This is a genomic window from Streptomyces sp. NPDC006516 (genome assembly GCF_040611875.1).
Classification (GTDB): Bacteria; Actinomycetota; Actinomycetes; order Streptomycetales; family Streptomycetaceae; genus Streptomyces.
This window is the reverse complement of sequence record NZ_JBEXPD010000008.1, coordinates 202,555-220,798: the sequence shown is the minus strand read 5'-3', so window position 1 is coordinate 220,798 and position 18,244 is coordinate 202,555. Positions and strand designations below refer to the sequence as shown.

At 71.1% G+C, this 18,244-nt stretch carries 13 protein-coding genes; 6 read left to right on the top strand and 7 right to left on the bottom strand.

Features of this window, described 5'->3' with window-relative positions:
* Window positions 1-18: 18 nt before the first annotated feature.
* On the bottom strand, window positions 19-3,549 hold the full coding sequence (gene mfd, locus ABZY45_RS22585; protein WP_356742384.1) for a transcription-repair coupling factor: 3,531 nt from the start codon (window positions 3,547-3,549) through the stop codon (window positions 19-21).
* A gap of 180 nt (window positions 3,550-3,729) precedes the next feature.
* On the opposite strand from mfd, the gene ABZY45_RS22580 reads away from it, so the two are divergent.
* Both ABZY45_RS22580 and ABZY45_RS22575 read left to right on the top strand, forming a co-directional pair.
* Entirely contained in the window at window positions 3,730-3,969 is a 240-nt protein-coding gene (locus ABZY45_RS22580) for a type II toxin-antitoxin system prevent-host-death family antitoxin (RefSeq protein ID WP_356742382.1), read from the top strand.
* Entirely contained in the window at window positions 3,969-4,343 is a 375-nt protein-coding gene (locus ABZY45_RS22575; RefSeq protein WP_356742381.1) for a type II toxin-antitoxin system VapC family toxin, read from the top strand. The genes ABZY45_RS22580 and ABZY45_RS22575 overlap by 1 nt, the downstream gene beginning before the upstream one ends.
* A gap of 83 nt (window positions 4,344-4,426) precedes the next feature.
* On the opposite strand, the gene ABZY45_RS22570 is transcribed toward ABZY45_RS22575, so the two are convergent.
* Both ABZY45_RS22570 and ABZY45_RS22565 read right to left on the bottom strand, forming a co-directional pair.
* Entirely contained in the window at window positions 4,427-7,009 is a 2,583-nt protein-coding gene (locus ABZY45_RS22570; protein ID WP_356742379.1) for an FtsX-like permease family protein, read from the bottom strand.
* The gene (locus tag ABZY45_RS22565; RefSeq protein WP_356742378.1) at window positions 7,006-7,794 is read right to left on the bottom strand and encodes an ABC transporter ATP-binding protein; all 789 of its coding nucleotides are present in this window, start codon (window positions 7,792-7,794) and stop codon (window positions 7,006-7,008) included. The genes ABZY45_RS22570 and ABZY45_RS22565 overlap by 4 nt, the downstream gene beginning before the upstream one ends.
* Window positions 7,795-8,133: 339 nt before the next feature.
* Between ABZY45_RS22565 and ABZY45_RS22560 the strand changes: the two genes are divergently transcribed.
* Window positions 8,134-9,750: an MFS transporter gene (locus ABZY45_RS22560; protein WP_356742377.1), complete on the top strand. Its 1,617-nt coding sequence runs from the start codon at window positions 8,134-8,136 to the stop codon at window positions 9,748-9,750.
* Window positions 9,751-9,775: 25 nt separating this feature from the next.
* Here ABZY45_RS22560 and ABZY45_RS22555 read toward each other — a convergent pair whose 3' ends face one another.
* Window positions 9,776-10,390, bottom strand: coding sequence for an XRE family transcriptional regulator (locus tag ABZY45_RS22555; protein WP_356742375.1), 615 nt, complete (start codon window positions 10,388-10,390; stop codon window positions 9,776-9,778).
* 331 nt (window positions 10,391-10,721) lie between these two features.
* On the opposite strand from ABZY45_RS22555, the gene ABZY45_RS22550 reads away from it, so the two are divergent.
* Window positions 10,722-12,164, top strand: a complete 1,443-nt coding sequence (locus ABZY45_RS22550) for an NCS2 family permease (protein ID WP_356742374.1) — start codon at window positions 10,722-10,724, stop codon at window positions 12,162-12,164.
* Between the two features lie 162 nt (window positions 12,165-12,326).
* Here the strand turns inward: ABZY45_RS22550 and ABZY45_RS22545 are convergent, their stop codons facing one another.
* The 3 genes from ABZY45_RS22545 to ABZY45_RS22535 form a co-directional block, all read right to left on the bottom strand.
* On the bottom strand, window positions 12,327-13,223 hold the full coding sequence (locus ABZY45_RS22545; protein ID WP_356742371.1) for a cellulose-binding protein: 897 nt from the start codon (window positions 13,221-13,223) through the stop codon (window positions 12,327-12,329).
* Window positions 13,224-13,411: 188 nt separating this feature from the next.
* The gene (locus ABZY45_RS22540) at window positions 13,412-15,919 is read right to left on the bottom strand and encodes an SUKH-4 family immunity protein (protein WP_356742368.1); all 2,508 of its coding nucleotides are present in this window, start codon (window positions 15,917-15,919) and stop codon (window positions 13,412-13,414) included.
* Window positions 15,916-16,893 carry an SMI1/KNR4 family protein gene (locus tag ABZY45_RS22535; protein WP_356742366.1) on the bottom strand — a complete coding sequence of 326 codons (978 nt, stop codon included), beginning with the start codon at window positions 16,891-16,893 and terminating at the stop codon, window positions 15,916-15,918. Before ABZY45_RS22535 ends, ABZY45_RS22540 begins: the two co-directional genes overlap by 4 nt.
* Before the next feature lie 238 nt (window positions 16,894-17,131).
* On the opposite strand from ABZY45_RS22535, the gene ABZY45_RS22530 reads away from it, so the two are divergent.
* Both ABZY45_RS22530 and ABZY45_RS22525 read left to right on the top strand, forming a co-directional pair.
* A complete protein-coding gene (locus ABZY45_RS22530; RefSeq protein ID WP_356742364.1) occupies window positions 17,132-17,653 on the top strand; it encodes a YwqJ-related putative deaminase in 522 nt (173 codons plus the stop codon).
* Window positions 17,654-17,663: 10 nt separating this feature from the next.
* Window positions 17,664-18,182, top strand: a complete 519-nt coding sequence (locus ABZY45_RS22525; RefSeq protein ID WP_356742363.1) for an SUKH-3 domain-containing protein — start codon at window positions 17,664-17,666, stop codon at window positions 18,180-18,182.
* Window positions 18,183-18,244 lie beyond the last annotated feature (62 nt).

Sequence of the window (18,244 nt, the reverse complement as noted above, 5' to 3'; positions counted from 1 at the left end):
CAGCGGGAGTCACGCCCCCTACGACCCCAGAATCGTCGTGAGGAACTCCCCGGTCCACGACAGGAGTTCACGACCCACCACCGGTTTGCCGCCGATGCGGCCCGCCGTCGGCCGGGGTACCAGGATCTGGTGTGCGGCCGGCTTGAAGATCGTCTTCGGGTGCAGCCGCTTCAGCCGCAGCTCCTGCGACTCCCGCAGCTCCACCGGGGCGAACCGGATGTTCGGGCCCTGGAGCACGATCTCGCCCACCCCGCAGGCCCGGGCGAGCATCCGCAGCCCCGCCACCAGCAGCAGGTTCTCCACCGGCTCCGGCAGCTTGCCGTAGCGGTCGGTGAGCTCCTCGCGCACCGCCCGGATGTCCTCCTCCGAATTCGCGGAGGCGATGGCACGGTACGCCTGGAGGCGCAGCCGCTCCCCCGGGGCGTAGTCGTGCGGGACGTGCGCGTCGACCGGGAGCTCGATCTTGACCTCGAGCGGCGGCTCCTCCTCGACCCCGCCGTCCACCGCCGCCCGGTAGTCCGCCACCGCCTCGCCGACCATCCGGATGTACAGGTCGAAGCCGACCCCCGCGATATGGCCGGACTGCTCGCCCCCGAGCAGGTTTCCGGCGCCGCGGATCTCCAGGTCCTTCATCGCCACGTACATGCCCGCACCCATCTCGGTGTGCTGGGCGATCGTCGCCAGCCTCTCGTGCGCGGTCTCCGTCAGCGGCTTCTCCGGCGGATACAGGAAGTAGGAGTAACCCCGGTCCCGTCCACGGCCGACACGGCCGCGCAGCTGGTGCAGCTGGGAGAGACCGAAGTTGTCGCCGCGCTCCACGATCAGCGTGTTGGCGTTCGAGATGTCGATGCCGGACTCGACGATCGTCGTGGAGACCAGGACGTCGAACCGCTTCTCCCAGAAGTCGACGACCACCTGCTCCAGCTGGCTCTCCCCCATCTGCCCGTGCGCCGTCGCGATCCGCGCCTCGGGCACGATCTCGCGCAGCCGCGCCGCGGCCCGGTCGATCGACTCGACCCGGTTGTGGATGTAGAACACCTGGCCCTCACGCAGGAGTTCACGCCGCACCGCCGCGCCGATCTGCTTCTCCTCGTACGGCCCGACGAAGGTGAGGACGGGGTGCCGCTCCTCCGGGGGCGTCGTGATCGTCGACATCTCGCGGATGCCCGTGACGGCCATCTCGAGCGTACGGGGGATGGGGGTCGCCGACATGGTGAGCACGTCCACGTTGGCCCGGAGCTTCTTCAGCTGCTCCTTGTGCTCGACGCCGAAGCGCTGCTCCTCGTCGACGATGACGAGACCCAGGTCCTTGAACTTCGTCTCCGACGAGAACAGCCGGTGCGTGCCGATGACCAGGTCCACCGACCCGTCCTTGAGCCCCTCCAGCGTCGCCTTCGACTCGGTGTCCGACTGGAAGCGGCTCAGCGCCCGCACGTTGACGGGGAACTGGGCGTACCGCTCGGTGAACGTGCCGTAGTGCTGCTGCACCAGGAGCGTCGTCGGCACGAGCACCGCGACCTGCTTGCCGTCCTGGACCGCCTTGAACGCGGCCCGCACCGCGATCTCCGTCTTGCCGTAGCCGACGTCGCCGCAGATCAGCCGGTCCATCGGGACGGACTTCTCCATGTCCTCCTTGACCTCGGCGATCGTGGACAGCTGGTCGGGCGTCTCCGCGTACGGGAAGGCGTCCTCCAGCTCGCGCTGCCACGGGGTGTCCGGGCCGAAGGCATGCCCCGGGGCCGCCATCCGCGCCGAGTACAGCTTGATCAGGTCGGCGGCGATCTCCTTGACCGCCTTCTTGGCGCGCTGCTTCGTCTTCGTCCAGTCGGCGCCGCCCAGCCGGTGCAGGGTCGGGGCCTCGCCACCGACGTACTTAGTGACCTGCTCCAGCTGGTCGGTCGGGATGTAGAGGCGGTCGCCGGGCTGGCCGCGCTTGGCGGGGGCGTACTCGACGAGGAGGTACTCGCGCGTCGCGCCCTGCACGGTGCGCTGGACCATCTCGATGTAGCGGCCGACACCGTGCTGCTCGTGGACGATGAAGTCGCCCGCCTGGAGGGTCAGCGGGTCGATGGACTTCCGGCGCCGGGCCGGCATCCGGCCCAGGTCCTTGCTGGCCGTGCGCTGGCCCGTCAGGTCCGTCTCCGTCAGCACGGCGAGCTTCAGGCCCGGGTCGACGAAGCCGTGGTCGACGGCACCGCACGAGACGTGGACGAGCGAGGGCGTGATCTCGCCGAGCTCCGGGTCGAGCCGGGCCGCGATGCCCTCTCCGCCGAGCACCTCGACCGTACGGGAGGCGGGCCCCTGCCCCTCGGTGACGTACACCGTGCGCCAGCCCTCGGCCAGCCACCCCTTGGTGTCCGCCAGCGCGCGGGCGGTGTCGCCCCGGTACGCCTCCGGAGCGTGCATCCCGAGCTTCAGGGTGTCGTCGTCCAGCTCGTCGTCCGCCGCGAACGGCGAGACCGACCACCACAGCATGCCCAGCTCACGCGCCCGGTCCCGGACGTCGGCGATACCCCACAGCGAGGCCGCGCCGACGTCGATCGGCGCCTCGCCGCCGCCCGCGGTGGCCGCCCAGGACGCCTGGAGGAACTCCTGGCTCGTCGCGACGAGGTCCGCCGCCCGGGTCCGCACCCGCTCGGGGTCGCAGACCACCGCCATCGAGCCCTTCGGCAGGACGTCGAGCAGCAGCTCCATCTCGTCGACGAGGACCGGTGCGAGCGACTCCATGCCCTCGACGGCGATGCCCTCCGCGATCTTCCCCAGCAGCTCACCCAGCTCCGGGTGTTCCTCCGCCAGCGCCGCCGCCCGGCCGCGTACGTCCTCGGTGAGCAGCAGCTCACGGCAGGGCGGGGCCCACAGCCCGTGCTCGGCGACCTCCAGGGACCGCTGGTCGGCGATCTTGAAGTACCGGATCTCCTCGACGTCGTCGCCCCAGAACTCCACCCGGAGGGGGTGCTCCTCGGTCGGCGGGAAGACGTCCAGGATCCCGCCGCGCACAGCGAACTCGCCGCGCTTCTCGACCAGCTCCACACGGGCGTACGCCGCTGCCGCGAGGGCGTCCACGACCTCGCCCAGATCCGCGCTCCGCCCGCTGCTCAGCGCCACGGGCTCCAGGTCGCCGAGGCCCTTGACCTGGGGCTGGAGCACCGAGCGGACCGGGGCGACGACCACCTTCACCGGCCCGGTCTCCGGGTCGTCGGGCCGGGGGTGAGCGAGCCTGCGCAGCACGGCGAGGCGACGGCCCACGGTGTCCGAGCGGGGCGAGAGCCGCTCGTGCGGCAGGGTCTCCCAGGAGGGGAACTCCGCCACGGTGTCGGGCGGCAGCAGGGTCCGGAGCGCCGCCGCCAGGTCCTCGGCCTCGCGGCCGGTCGCGGTGACGGCCAGCACCGTGCGCCCGGCCTCCCGGGCCAGCGCGGCCACGGCGAACGGGCGCGCGGCGGGCGGGCCGACCAGGTCGACCTGGGGCCGGTGGCCGTCGGTCGCGGCCTTCACCGCTTCGGAGAGCGCCGGGTCGGTGACGACGACGTCCAGCAGACCGTGCAGGCTCATGAAGGTTCCGTCCGGTGTGGCGAGTGAGCAACGCGAAGGGCCCGACACGTGGGACGGGCCGGGGCCTCCAGCGTACGACGCCGGTGTGTCACCCGCGCGAGGGAACGCCGTTGTCCGTACGGCGGCAGCGGGGCTAGCCTTAGTCCGTAGCTAGTCCACTTCCGGCCCGAGCGAGGCGTCATGGCAGCCCGGCAGTACAACGTGCACGAGGCCAAGACCCACTTCTCGCGCATACTGCAGCAGGTCGAGACCGGCGAGGAGGTCGTCATCAGCCGGGCGGGCGAGCCCGTCGCGAAGGTCGTGCCCCTCCACCCTAAGGTCCGCCGGACCGGTCGTGGATCTCTCCGGGGACAGATCCACATCCCCGAGGACTTCGACGAGCTCCCGGACGACATCGCCGACGCCTTCGGGATGCGCTGATGCGCCTGCTGCTCGACACCCATGTCGCCCTGTGGTGGCTCGACGACTCCTGTGAGCTCTCCGACGAGCTGAAGGACCTCATCGACACGGAGCCGGCGGTCTACCTCAGCGCCGCGACTCCGTGGGAGATTGCCATCAAGCAGTCAGCGGGGAAGCTGGCAGGGCCCGATGATCTGGCCGAACGGGTCCGCGACTGCCAGCTGACCAGCCTCGCGATCACCGCGGGGCACGGCGTCAAGGCCGGCCGCCTCCCCCCGCTCCACCGCGACCCCTTCGACCGCATCATCGTCGCCCAGGCCCAGACGGAAGGGCTGACGGTCGTCACCCGCGACAAGTGGATCCCTCAGTACGACGTGCCGGTCATGCACGCCTGAGGACGGAAGCCGGACGCGAACCGGCCCCGGGGCGTTTGGAGGAACGCCCCGGGGCCGGATCAGTCATCCTACGTCCGCCGCCGTCACCCGTCGGTGGCGATCGCGTTCAGGACGTTCATGCGGCCCGCCCGGAAGGCCGGGACCAGGGCGGCGAACAGCCCGACGAAGGCCGAGGCGACGAAGACCGTGAGGATCGTCGGCCACGGGATCTCCAGGACCCCGAGCCCTTCCAGCGCCAGCAGCTTCTGGGCGGAGGTCCCCCAGCCCATGCCCAGGCCGAGCCCGAGCAGCGCGCCGAACAGGGCGATGACCACGGACTCCAGCCGGATCATGCGGCGCAGCTGCCTGCGGGAGAGACCGATCGCCCGCATCAGGCCGATCTCACGCGTCCGCTCGACGACCGACAGGGCCAGGGTGTTCACCACACCGAGCACCGCGACGATGATCGCGAGGGCGAGCAGGCCGTACACGATGTTCAGCAACTGGCCGATCTGGTCCTTCAGGTCCTCCTTGAAGTCGGCCTGGTTCTGCACCTTGTACTGCGGGTACGCGGCGAGCGAGCTCTTGAGGGCCGCGTAGGCCTCCTTCTCCTTGCCGTCCTCCGCCGCGGCGAACATGATCATGTTCTTGGGCATGCTGTCGGCGTCGACGAAGCGCTCGGCGGTGGTGATGTTGGTGTACATCGCCCCCTGGTCCACGTTGGTGTCGTCCGACGTGATCGCGGCGACCTTCAGCTTCGCGGTGCCGCCGGCCTTGAAGGCGACGGTGATCTCGTCACCGACCTCGATCTTGTGCAGCGCGGCGTAGTCGGACCCCACGGACATGGCGTTCGCGCCGTACGCCTTCGCCAGGTCGCCGGAGACGGTCGTACGCCGCAGGTCCCGCGGGTACGTCGGATCCGCCGCGGTCACGTGCTCGTCGGCGGTGGAGCCGTCGGGATTGGTGAACTTCGCCGCCAGCACCTTGTAGTTCGTGACGTACTCGATGCCCGGCACCTTCTCGATGGCCTCGGCGGCCTGCGGCACGATGAGCTGACCGGTGTTCGACTGGACGATGAAGTCGGTGCCGACCGACTTGTCCAGCTCGTCGGTGGCGGAGGCGACCATGGACGAGCCGACGACCGACAGACAGGCCACCAGCGCCAGGCCGATCATCAGAGCCGCACCGGTCGCTCCCGTACGCCGCGGGTTGCGCAGCGCGTTGCGCTCGGCGAGCCGGCCCACCGGGCCGAACAGCCGCAGGACGACCGCGCCCAGGGCCCGGACCACGACGCCCGCCAGCAGCGGACCGATCACGATGAAGCCGACGAGGGTGAGGACCACGCCCAGGCCGAGGTAGAGCGAACCCTCGCTCGCCTCGTCCACCTGGGCCGTCGCCCACAGCCCGGCCGCTCCCGCGCCGGTGAGGACCAGGCCGAGTGCGGCCCGTACCCAGCCGGACCGGGTGTCCGCCGGGGTACCGGCGTCGCGCAGGGCGGCCATCGGGGAGACCTTTCCGGCCCGCCGGGCCGGGACGTACGCGGCGAGGACCGTGACGACGATGCCGAGCGCCAGCCCGGTCACCGGTGTCGTCCAGGCGATGGTGAGGTCCTTCGTGGACAGCTCCATGCCCATCGCGCCCATCAGCTTCATCAGCCCGACGGCGAGCCCGATGCCGGCCCCGACGCCCAGGACCGACCCGACGATGCCCAGGAGCACCGCCTCGACCAGCACGGAACGGTTGACCTGCTTGCGGCTCGACCCGATGGCCCGCATCAGGCCGATCTCACGGGTGCGCTGGGCGACCAGCATCGAGAAGGTGTTGACGATCAGGAAGATGCCGACGAGGAACGCGATCCCGGCGAAGCCGAGCATGGCGTACTTCATGACGTCCAGGAAGGAGCCCATCGAGTCCTTGTTGGCCGCCGCGGCCTCCTTCTGGGTCTGGAGCTTGTACGCGCCCGAGCCGCCCAGGACCGTGGCGACGTTGCGCTTCAACTCGGTGTCGCCGACCCCTGGTTCGGCCGTGACCGAGATGTGCGTGAAGACGCCGGGGGCACCCAGCAGCATCTGCTGCGCGGTGGCGGTGTCGAGGTAGACGACGGCCGCGCCGGGGTTGGTCACGGTGAACGAGGCGATACCGCTGATCGTGGCCCTGATGTCACCGGTGACGGCGATGGTGCGCACCTCGTCGCCGAGCTTCAGGTGGTGCTTCTGCGCGGTGTCGGCGTCGATCATGGCCTCGGTGGGACCGCGCGGGGCGTGACCGGAGGTGATCTCCATGGACCGCAGGTCGTTCTCGGTCCAGTTGCCCGCGATCGTCGGGGCACCGGTGTCGGACCCGAGGTTCTTGTTGCGGCTGTCGACGAGGGTGACGGCCATGCTCGTGACCGCGCCCTCGGCCTTCTTCACGCCGTCGGCGCCTGCGACCTCGGCCACGACGGAGGCGGGGAGCGCCTCGGGCTTGCCGTTCTCCGGGACGTCGTCGGCGCCGCCCGCCGCCTTCGGGCTGACCGTCACGTCGGCGGAGGTCGCCGCGAAGAGCTTGTCGAAGGTGGTGTTCATCGTGTCGGTGAAGACGAGCGTGCCGCAGACGAACGCCACCGACAGCAGGACCGCGACGGCGGAGAGCGCCATCCGCCCCTTGTGCGCGAGGAAGTTGCGCATCGAGGTCTTCCACACGGTCATGAGGTCCGCCCGCGCGCGTCGAAGTCCTTCATCCGGTCCAGGACCTGCTCGGCCGTCGGGTTCTGCATCTCGTCGACGATGGAGCCGTCGGCGAGGTAGAGCACCCGGTCCGCGTAGGAGGCGGCCACCGGGTCGTGGGTGACCATGACGATGGTCTGGCCGAGCTCGTCGACCGACTTCCGCAGGAAGGACAGCACCTCGGCGCCGGCACGGGAGTCCAGATTCCCGGTGGGCTCGTCCCCGAAGATGATCTCGGGGCGGGCGGCGAGCGCCCGGGCCACCGCGACGCGCTGCTGCTGACCGCCGGAGAGCTGGGTGGGCCGGTGCTTGAGGCGCTCGGAGAGGCCGACGGTCTCCACGACCTGCCGCAGCCAGTCGGCGTCGGGCTTACGGCCCGCGATGTCCATCGGCAGCGTGATGTTCTCGATCGCGTTCAGCGTGGGAAGCAGGTTGAACGCCTGGAAGATGAAACCGATGCGGTCCCGGCGCAGCTGCGTGAGCTTCTTGTCCTTGAGGCCGGTGATCTCGGTGTCGGCGAGGTGGATCTGCCCCGAGGTCACGGTGTCCAGGCCGGCCAGGCAGTGCATCAGCGTCGACTTGCCGGACCCGGAGGGGCCCATGATCGCCGTGAACTGCCCGCGGGCGATGTCCACATCGACGTGGTCGAGCGCCACGACCCGGGTCTCCCCCGCGCCGTACGCCTTGACGACCTGCCGAGCTCGCGCGGCGACGGCCGTACGCCCTCCAGTGTCCCCGTGCCTGGGAATGGTCACAGCCGTTGTCACGGTAAGTCTCCTATGTCGGTCGATGCGCGGACGTCTCTGGGTACGTTCCGAGTCTGGGTCGCGAAGGGGGTCCGGCGCGCTGGTGCCCGGCGCAGTCTTCATGTGGGGTTTTCCCCACCCCTCCCCCTGCGGCGGGCCACATCAGCGATGTAGGAACACGGTAAGGAACAGGGCCCCCGCGTCTCGTCCTCCGCCGGGAGGAACGACCCCTGGACACAACTACGTAGCTCCCCCTAGGGGTCCGGGCCCCCAGGACGAGACCTGAGTAGGGGACCCACGCTTTCGGCCTACGCCTCCCGCGAATCCACCGGCGGTGAGACAGTGGCCTCCAGAAAATAGATGCATAGGGAAGGGAACTCTGTGGGCGGCAAGGACCGTACCGGCGGCACGGACAGCACGGGAGCGGTGCACGGGGCGGCCACCCCCGAGGCGGCGCAGGACACCGCACGGGGACGCCGACCCGTCGCCGCGGCCCTCATGCTCGGCATGGGCCTCGCCGCCATCGACGGAACCATCGTCGCCACGGCAGTACCCCAGATCGTCGGCGACCTCGGCGGTTTCGCGGTCTTCTCCTGGCTGTTCTCCGGCTACCTGCTCGCCGTGACCGTCACGCTCCCGGTGTACGGAAAGCTCTCCGACACCTTCGGCCGCAAGCCCGTCCTGGTCGCCGGCATCATCCTCTTCCTGGCCGGTTCCGTGCTGTGCGCCGCCGCCTGGAACATGGCCGCCCTCATCGCCTTCCGCGTCGTGCAGGGGCTGGGCGGCGGCGCGCTCCAGGGCACGGTGCAGACCATCGCCGCCGACCTGTACCCGCTCCGGGAACGCCCGAAGATCCAGGCCAAACTCTCCACCGTCTGGGCCACATCGGCCGTGGCGGGCCCCGCGGTGGGCGGACTGCTCGCCGCGTACGCCGACTGGCGCTGGATCTTCCTGATCAACCTGCCGGTCGGCGCCGTCGCCCTCTGGCTAGTGGTCCGTCACCTCCACGAACCGGCCCGGCCGCGCCCCGCCGTCCGCCCCCGGGTCGACTGGGCGGGCGCCCTCGCGATCTTCGCCACCGGCGCGCTCCTGCTGACCGCGCTCGTCCAGGGCGGTGTCGCCTGGCCGTGGCTCTCCGCCCCCTCGCTCGGACTGCTGGGGGCGAGCGCCGTGATGGCCGCGCTGACCGTCGTCATCGAGCGCCGCGCCGCCGAACCCGTCATCCCCGGCTGGGTCTGGCGCCGACGCACCATCGCCTCGGTCAACCTCGCCCTCGGCGCGATGGGGCTGCTCATGGTCGCGCCGACCGTCTTCCTCCCGACCTACGCCCAGTCCGTCCTCGGGCTGGGCCCGATCGCCGCCGGTTTCGTCCTGTCGGTGATGACCCTGAGCTGGCCGGTCGCCGCGGCCCTATCCGACCGCGTCTACAACCGCATCGGCTTCCGCCGCACGGCGATGACCGGCATGTCGGGCGCCCTGGTCGTCCTGCTCTGCTTCCCCCTGCTGCCCTACCCCGGCGCCGCCTGGCAGCCCGCCCTGCTCATGCTGCTGCTCGGCGCGACGCTCGGCCTCTTCCAGCTCCCGCTGATCGTCGGCGTCCAGTCGACGGTCGGCTGGACGGAGCGGGGGACGACGACGGCGTCCGTGCTGTTCTGCCGCCAGGTCGGCCAGAGTCTGGGCGCGGCGCTCTTCGGGGCGGTGGCCAACGCCACGCTCGCCTCACGGCTGGCGGACGCCCCCGTCGCCGGCCTTCCCGGTGACCTCGACGGCATGTCCCACGCCCTGGAGGAACCAGGAGGCCTGGCGGCGGAGGCGATCGACTATCTGCGACGCGCCGTCGACACCGCCGTCGACCACGTCTTCGTCGGCGCGGGCGTGGCGGCCGGACTGGCCCTGCTGGTCGTGGTGTTCGTCGCCCCGCGCCGCTTCCCGGTACTGGACGAGCACGAGGACACCGCCCCCATCTCCCAGGGCTGAGCGGCCCCGTCCCGGCCGGGCACGGCTACTCGGGGATCCGCGCCCAGAAGTGGTCGACGATCTCCTCCAGGTAACGCCGTCCGTCCTCGCCGGAGGCGGTGGTGCCACCGGCCCGGCTGAGCGTGGCCGCCATGAGTGCCTGGTACTCCTGGCACATGCTGTCCAGCGGCTTGTGCAGTTCCTTGCGCTCCACGGACAGGAGCTTGGCGATGGCGCGGACGTGCGCCTGCCACCGGGTGGTGACGGCCTCGGTGAGCAGCCGGGCGAGCTCGCCCTCGAGTCCGGTGACGGCGACGAAGTCACGCGGAGGGAGCCTGAGCACACTGCCGAGCTTCGCCGACTGCCGGCTGTCCCCCGACCACTGGCCGGCCTCCTCCATGCGGAGGTAGGCGTCCAGTGACAGACCCGTACCCCGGGCGACGTCCTCAGGCGCGATCCCCTGCGCGATGCGGTGCTCGCGCAACGTGCGCGGTCGTCCCATGAGTTCGCGGGGGTGACACCACAACGCCCCTGCGAGCGCTGCGAGTTCGTTCGGGTCGGGCAGCGCCGAGCCGCGCTCCCAGGCCTCGACGTGCTCGGGACCGACGTGGGCCATCCCGAAGGAGGCCCGCATGCCGTAGGCGACGTGACCGTGTGCCATCCCGAGCTTTTCACGCAGGGCTCGGGCAGCACGCGCATTGAAGGGGAGTGGAGGGTGCACGCACAGAACGTAAGGGGAGCGTGACGGAAAAATCCATGGGCGCTGTCGCCTGCATGGCGGTTTGGAGGGATAGATCACCGCCGATTCCGTAGGAACCGACAGAACTGCTTCAACGGCAACTTCCTGCAACCGCAAGGGACTTGTGGACAGCCGCGGTGCACATATGATCCGCTCGCAAGCCGCCGTATGTGTGTTCGCACAACTGCCTGCCGCCTGTCGGGCAGTGGCGGTTCCCTGATTTCCATCGATCGCAGGCCCAGGAGAAACCGTCATGCACCCCAGCACCAGCCCGGCCGACATACCACCGAACAGATCAGGTGGTGCTCTCGACCGGTTCTTCCGCATCACCGAGCGCGGATCGACCTACGGCCGGGAAGTACGCGGTGGCTTCGCCACCTTCTTCACCATGGCGTACATCCTCGTGCTCAACCCCATCATCCTCGGTGGCGCGAAGGACAAGTTCGGCGAGCAGCTGGACCCCGTCCAGCTGGTCACCGCCACCGCCCTCGTGGCCGCGGTGATGACCCTGATCATGGGCGTGGGCGGTAACCTGCCGCTCGCCCTGGCCGCCGGACTGGGCATCAACGCCGTCGTGGCCTACCAGGTGGCACCCCTGATGGCCTGGGACGACGCGATGGGCCTCATCGTGTTCGAGGGTCTGCTGATCTGCGTACTGGTGATGACCGGTCTGCGCGAGGCGATCATGACCGCCATCCCGCAGGCACTCAAGCAAGCCATCAGCGTCGGCATCGGCCTGTTCATCGCCTTCATCGGCTTCGTCGACGCCGGCTTCGTCACCCGCATCCCGGACGCCGCGAACACCACCGTGCCCGTCCAGCTCGGCACCGGCGCACTCACCGGCTGGCCCATGCTCGTGTTCTGCCTCGGCGTGATCCTGACGGTCGTCCTCCTCGCCCGCAAGGTCAAGGGCGCCATCCTCATCAGCATCGTCCTGATGACCGTGCTCTCCATCGTCGTCAACCAGCTCGCCACGGTCACGTCCTGGGGCCTGACCGCCCCCACCCTGCCCGACAAGCCCGTCGCCGCCCCCGACTTCGGGCTGCTCGGCCAGTTCGACCTGCTCGGCTCCTTCGGCCAGATCAGCGTCCTCACCGTCGTCCTGCTGATCTTCACCCTCATCCTGTCGGACTTCTTCGACACCATGGGCACCGTCGTCGGCGTCACCGCCGAGGCCGGACTCCTCGACGAACGGGGCCAGGTCCCCGGCCTGGGCCGTGTCCTGCTCATCGACGGCGCGGCAGCCGTGGCCGGCGGCGCCGCCTCCTCCTCGTCCGCCACCACCTACATCGAGTCCGCCGCGGGCGTCGGTGAGGGTGCGCGCACCGGCTTCGCCAACCTCGTCACCGGCGGCCTGTTCGCCCTGGCCCTCTTCTTCACCCCGATCCTGACCATCGTGCCGATGCAGGCCGCGTCCCCCGCGCTCGTCGCGGTCGGATTCCTGATGATGACGCAGGTCAAGCACATCGACTGGGACCGCTACGAACTCGCGGTCCCCGCATTCCTCACCATCGTCGTCATGCCGTTCACCTACTCCATCACCAACGGCATCGGCGCCGGCTTCATCGCCTACGTGGTCATCAAGGCCTGCCTGGGCAAGGCCCGCGAGGTCCACTGGCTGCTCTGGGGCACCGCGGTGCTCTTCCTCGTCTACTTCGCCATCGACCCGCTGGAACAGATCCTCGGCCTGAAGTAAACCGGCCCTCCACCACGAAACGGGCCCCCGGGGGTACGCGCACCGCGCCGTCCCCCGGGGGCCCGCCTCCACGAGGCCCCCGGCCACCCGCCACCAGGGACCGGCCGGGACCGCTCGCCCCACCGGTCACCCCGCCCGGCAGACCGCCGCGTCAGACCCGCACTACTCCGCCGGCCCCACAGCCGCACGCCCCGTCAGCGCCGCCAGCGAATTACGCACGTGCGCCATGTGCGCCTGCACCTCCTCGCGGCCCTCCTCGTGCTCCCGCAGGATCCGCTCCGTCTCCCGCGCCACCCGCTCCTCCGCCACCCTCGCCCCCGCCAGCAGCTCCGCCGCCCGGGCCTCCGCGTCCTCCTGGCCGTGCCGGGCCGCCTCCTCCGCCTCCGCGAGCTCCCGCCGCGCCCGCGCGAGCAACGCCTCACCCCGGGCCGTCAGCTCCGCCTCGCGCTCCGCCGCGGCGGCCTGAGCCGCGGCGAACTCCGCCTCCGCGGCCTTGCCCCGCTCACCGTGCTCCTGCTCCTGATGCGCCAGCACACCCGCCGTACGGCGACGCGTCTGCGCCATCTCCGCCTCCGCCGCCCCCCGCAGCCCGGCAGCCTCCGCACGCGCCTCCTCCAGCAGAGCACCGGCCGCGCCCCGCGCCTCGGCCAGCAACTCCTCCGCACGGGCATCCGCAGCCGCCCGCACCGCCCCCGCGTCCTCACGCGCCGCCTCACGCAGCTCCCGGCCCGCCGCGTCCGCCGCGTCCCGCAGCGCCTGCCCCTCCTCCAGCGCCGCCCCCCGCACCGACTCCGCCTCGGCCTCCGCCAGAGCCAGGATCTGCCGCGCCCGCTCCCCCAGCGACTGATACGTCTGCGGCGCGAGAGAAGCCACCACCTCACCCAGCCGCGCCGACTCCACAGCCAGCTCACCGGCCAGGTCCGTCAGCCGCGACAGGCGATCCAGAGCCTCGTCCCGCTCGGCGGACAGCTCGGCCACCACCCGGTCCACCTGCTCAGGGCGATACCCACGCCCCCGTACACCGACGAAACCGAGCCCGGACACCGGTCCACCACTCATCCCTGAAGCCCTCTTTCCCGCTCTCCGACACCCGGCCCTGACGCAATACGTCAAGGATGCGGTAATTGGCACGGAAGTCGGAATCGATCAGCCGCTTTCAGGACGGAAGCGTTCCGCATCACAGAAGCGCACGCAAAAAGCGCCCGCCCCCACAGGGAACGGACGCCTCTCGCACACAACCGGCCGGATCAGAGCAGACCGTCCCACATCTGCTCCAGCAGAACCGACCACCAGCTCTCCGGCGACGCCAGCGCCGCCGGATCGATCGCCACCAGCTGCGCCTGGAAATCGACCGTCCAGCGACCCGCCTGCTCAGGATTCAGCCCGAACCGCAGCCGCCACATCCGGCCCAGCAACGCCATCGACCGTACGAACTCCGGCAGACCCGTGTTCACGAACTGCGGCGGCACCGGCTGACCACCCGGGCCCGCCTCCACCGGCACGGCAACGATGTTCGCCGTCCCGTACTGCACACAGATCGCCCGGCCGAAGTCCGAACCCATCACCAGATACGAACCCGCGTCCGACGCCGGCTGCACCTGCCGCTGCGCCGCCAGCTCCGCCAGCGTCGGCACCACCGGATGCCCCGGCTGCGCCCAGAAGAACGGCCCGAAATCAGCAGGCAGCCCCGCCCACACCAACGTCTGCGCCACGAGCTCCGGCACACCCTGACGGGACACCGCCCGCTGGTCGAACCGCAGCACACCCGGACCGAACGCCCCGTGCAACTCCTCCGCCAGCGCCTCCGGAGGCACCGCCATCGCAGGCGGCATCTGCGGCAACGGCGCCCGCACCGGAGCCGGACGCGCCGGACCGTCCGCCACCTGATGCAGCTCACCCTGATGCGTCAGCAGATGCTGCATGCCCTGCTGCCGGCTCGCGTGATCGGTGCCGTACGGAGCCACACTCGTGATCCGGACCTGCGGCCACGTCTCCCGGATCATCCGCGCACAGTAACCACCGGGCAGCTCACACGACTCCAGCTCCGTGTGCAGCTCGATCACCTGCTGCGGCGGCACGTTCATCGCACGCAGCTCGTGCAGCATCTGCCACTCGGGATGCGGCGTACCCGGCGCCGAACGCCGGATCAGCTGCTGCTCACTGCCGTCGGCCGCACGGAAGCGCAGCACGGCCTGATACCCCGGACCCACCGTCGGCTGCCCCTGCGGCTGCTGCGGATACCCGTACGCACCGGGAGGCGGCGGAGTGTGCGGCCCAGGCACACCGGGAGGACCCGGAGGACCGGGCGGCGGCATGGCCCCCGGCCCCATCTGCCCAGGGCCCGCGAGCATCGTGGCCGCGTGGTGCACCCCACCAGCCGGAGGCGGCGTCGCACCAGGAGGAGGCCCGGGCGGACCCGGAGGACCGGGAGGCGGCGTGGAGCCGGGCGGAGGCGGCATCGCACCAGGAGCACCAGGAGGACCCGGAGGACCGGGAGGACCGGGCGGGCCCGGAGGACGCGGCGCGTTCGGGCCGCCGATGCTCGCATCGGCGAACATCGTCGCCGCCTGGTGCATCCCACCACCCGGAGGCGGCGTGGAACCAGGAGGGCCCGGAGGAGCAGGCGGCTGCGGCACACCCGGAGGCGGCGTCGCACCCGGAGCACCCGGAGCACCGGGAGGGCCGAGCTGCGAGACCATCTGCGTCGGCACGTACCCACCGGCCGGCACACCCGGCGCACCCGGGCCCGAAGGCGGCGGGGTCGCCCCCGGCCGCGCCCCGGGCGTACCCGGCGCACCCGGCGGCGGCGGAGGCGTCGGACCCGTCCCCCGGCCACCCCTCGGCGGCACGGCGGCCTTGCTCGTCGCCGCGTCCGCGATGTCGCCCCCACCGGGGCCGGCCGGCGCCGCGGGAGCAGCCGGGCCGGGACCGCGAGGCCCGGGCGTCGGCGCATGCGGGGCGAGCCCGGGAACCAGCGCCGTCGGCGGCAGCTGACTCCCGCCCGACATCAACGCCGTCGGAGCCTCCGCCGAGACCACCGGCGGCGGCGTCCCGTCGTCGTCCGACCCCGAGAGCGGCGGAGCGAAGACCGTCGCCGGAAGAGGCACGCTCCCTTCGTCCACGCCCGCGTTCGTGTCCGTACCCGCCCAGGGAGTCCCCCCGGCAGGCACCCCGTCCGACGCCGTCGGCTCATGATCCGTCTGCCCACCGGCAGCCGGCCAGTCATCCGCACGAGCGGGAACAGCGACCGGCCAGTCGTCCGCAGCCGCCCGCGCGGGAACGGAAGGCGCGGAGGGAACAGGGGGGGCGGACGGTGCAGAAGCAGGACCGGCACCGCCGGAGGACGACTCCTCCGACGCCGCACGACGGTCCGGAATCCCCAGCTTGTCCGCCGCCTCCTGAAGCCACTCCGGCGGACTCAGCAGGAACGACGTCTGATTCAGATCGATACGCTGCGGCGGCTCCGGAGCAGGCTCCGCACCCGCGGGCGCCCCGTACTCCTCCTCGTACCGCCGTATCACCTCACCCACCGGCAGCCCCGGCCACAACGTGGCCTCACCGCTGTCACGGGCGATCACCAGCCGCTGACGGCCACCGTCCGAGACCGGGCCCTCGGCACGGTCCTCCGCCCACACCACGAAACCCAGCTCGAACTCACGAACCCGGACCTCACGGTGCTGATACGCGGGCACACCACCGTTGACCCACTCATCCGCACGCTCCTGCGCCTGCGCGAACGTCACCACCGCGCTCACCCCTCCACCGGGACGGCCCGCGCGAAGCCACCGTCCACCATCAGGTTCGCCACCGTCTCCAGCTCCGGCGGATTACCCGCGAGCCGCTGGAGGAAAGCATCGAAGTCCTCACCACACGGCAGCAGAAGCCGATCCACCCGATCCTGCACACCCCAGCCGTCCTGATCCCGCGCGTCGTCGTACGCGCAGAACCACACCGACCCCACGTCAGCACCCCGCACCTTCACCGCCAGGATCCCGCCCTGGACAAAAGCCACACCCAGGAAATCCTTCGTGAAGTGATCACGCAGACACTTGTTCACGTACACCAGGTCATTCATCGCCGCTTCCTCACGCACGGTGAAGAACGGCTGATCCACCAGCAGCCCCAGCTCGGCGTCCAAAGCGGCACCCACCGGAGCCGAACCACCCGCAGCCTTCAGGAACGACCGGTACGGACCGGGAAGCCGGTACCCCAGATCCTCCTCGACCCCGAGAATCTGCTCCTCGCCCACCGCCACAGCGCCCTTCGGCAGCCGGAAATGAGCCGGACGCGTCTCCTGCAACGGACGCGTACCCCGCCGGTGCTGATCCACCGGAGTCGTCGCCAGACCACCGTGATGACGCAGCAGCGCCTTCACCTCGACCGGAACCAGCTCCATCCGCCGGCCACCCGCCACGTGATGCCACGTCCAGCCGTGCGGGGTCGCCACCGCGGGAATCGTGTCCCACAGCTCATGACCGCTCGCCGCCAGCGCCGCGTTCGCCGACACGTAGTCCGTCAGCCGCAGCTCGTCGATCCCGAAACCCGGAGGAGGATCCGCGATCTCCGCGGCGGCACGCGCGTACGGCGAAAGCACCGGAAAGCCGTTCCCGTCCACATGCACACCCCTGGGGTGGCGGGACGCCCGGACGGGATCCGGGAAATGCACGACCTGCCCGGCATAGGCCGCGTTCGGTGGCGCGGCTTGCTGCCCGAGCCGACCTGTCGTCATGGCGGTTGCCCCCTGCTGCGTCTGGTGTTCCGCACAGCCTATGCGGTGGCGCAACAAGGCCCCCCGCCCCCGCACCACCACTCACCGAACGTCACCGGCGCGTGACGGACGCGCGACAACCAGGCCGCCCCACCGCGACACGCGCCCCCGTTTCGCCCACCCAGCTTCCCGACCACGCTGCACATTTGGCAGGCTGTCCCCCGCAACTCGGGGGATTGCAGGGAGGGACACCAGCGCCATGCACACAGCACAACCAGTCACATCCGGAGATCCTCGACTCAGTTGGAGCACCACCGAGCCCAACCGCCCACCCCAGCTCCACCACCGCCGCGACGGCATCCTGCCCGCCGTGGCCGCAGCCCTGTCCGTACGCGGAGAGACACTCACCTGCACCGCGGGCAAAGGCGACCAGCCACCCGTCCTCCACCCCCTCGTACAGGACTTCCTCGACACCCTCACCAGCAACCAGCGCGAACGCTTCACCGGACGCTGCCCCGAAGCCATACTCCTGTCACGCCAGCTCACCGCGGCCGACGCGAGCCGCTCCAAACGCGCCCAGCGCAAGCCCCTCACCAACGGTGAAGCCCGCCGCGCCCTCAAGCACGCCCGCCTCACCGCCCGCCGCATCCGCGAGGACGGCGACCCCCTCCACGGCAGCTACGCGCCCCCCTGCCGCTCCTGCACGGAGATGCTCGCCCACTTCGGCGTACGCCCCGTCGACCTCACCACCGGTACGGCGACCACAGCCGAGAAGGGCTGAGCACAGCACCATGCACGGACGACCCGACGTACCCGCCCAGCAGAACCGCACCTCTACCACCCGCTTCCCCGTCGCCGTCGACGCCGCACTCCGCGACGCCGGCTGGCAGCCCGGACGCTGGGACATCCGCCAGGCCGAGGAATGGGCCGACGCCCTCCGCCTCCACGCCTCCCCCGCCGGACACCAGCACGCCGTCTTCCCCGCGGCGGTCGAGGCCTGGGCCGAATTCGGCGGACTCCGCATCACCTCGACCGCACCCGGCCGGCAGATCGCCACCGCCACCGTGCGCATCGACCCCCTCAGCGGCCTCCACCTGGCACGCACCCTCGGCGACCTCGGACGCGCACTCGAGACCGAGGTCGCCCCGCTCGGAGAGGAAGCCGACGGCCAGGCCGTCCTCGCCATCGACAGCGAAGGACGCGTCTACTCCATCGACCACACCGGAGACTGGTACCTCGGCTCCGACATCGACCGCGCCCTCGAAACCCTCATGACCGGCGTACAGCCCGCCCGCCTCACCTCCGGCTGAGACCCGGCACGGCCCGCCTCCCGTCAGGCTGGACCCGACTTCGCACAGAGCCCCGCACGGCC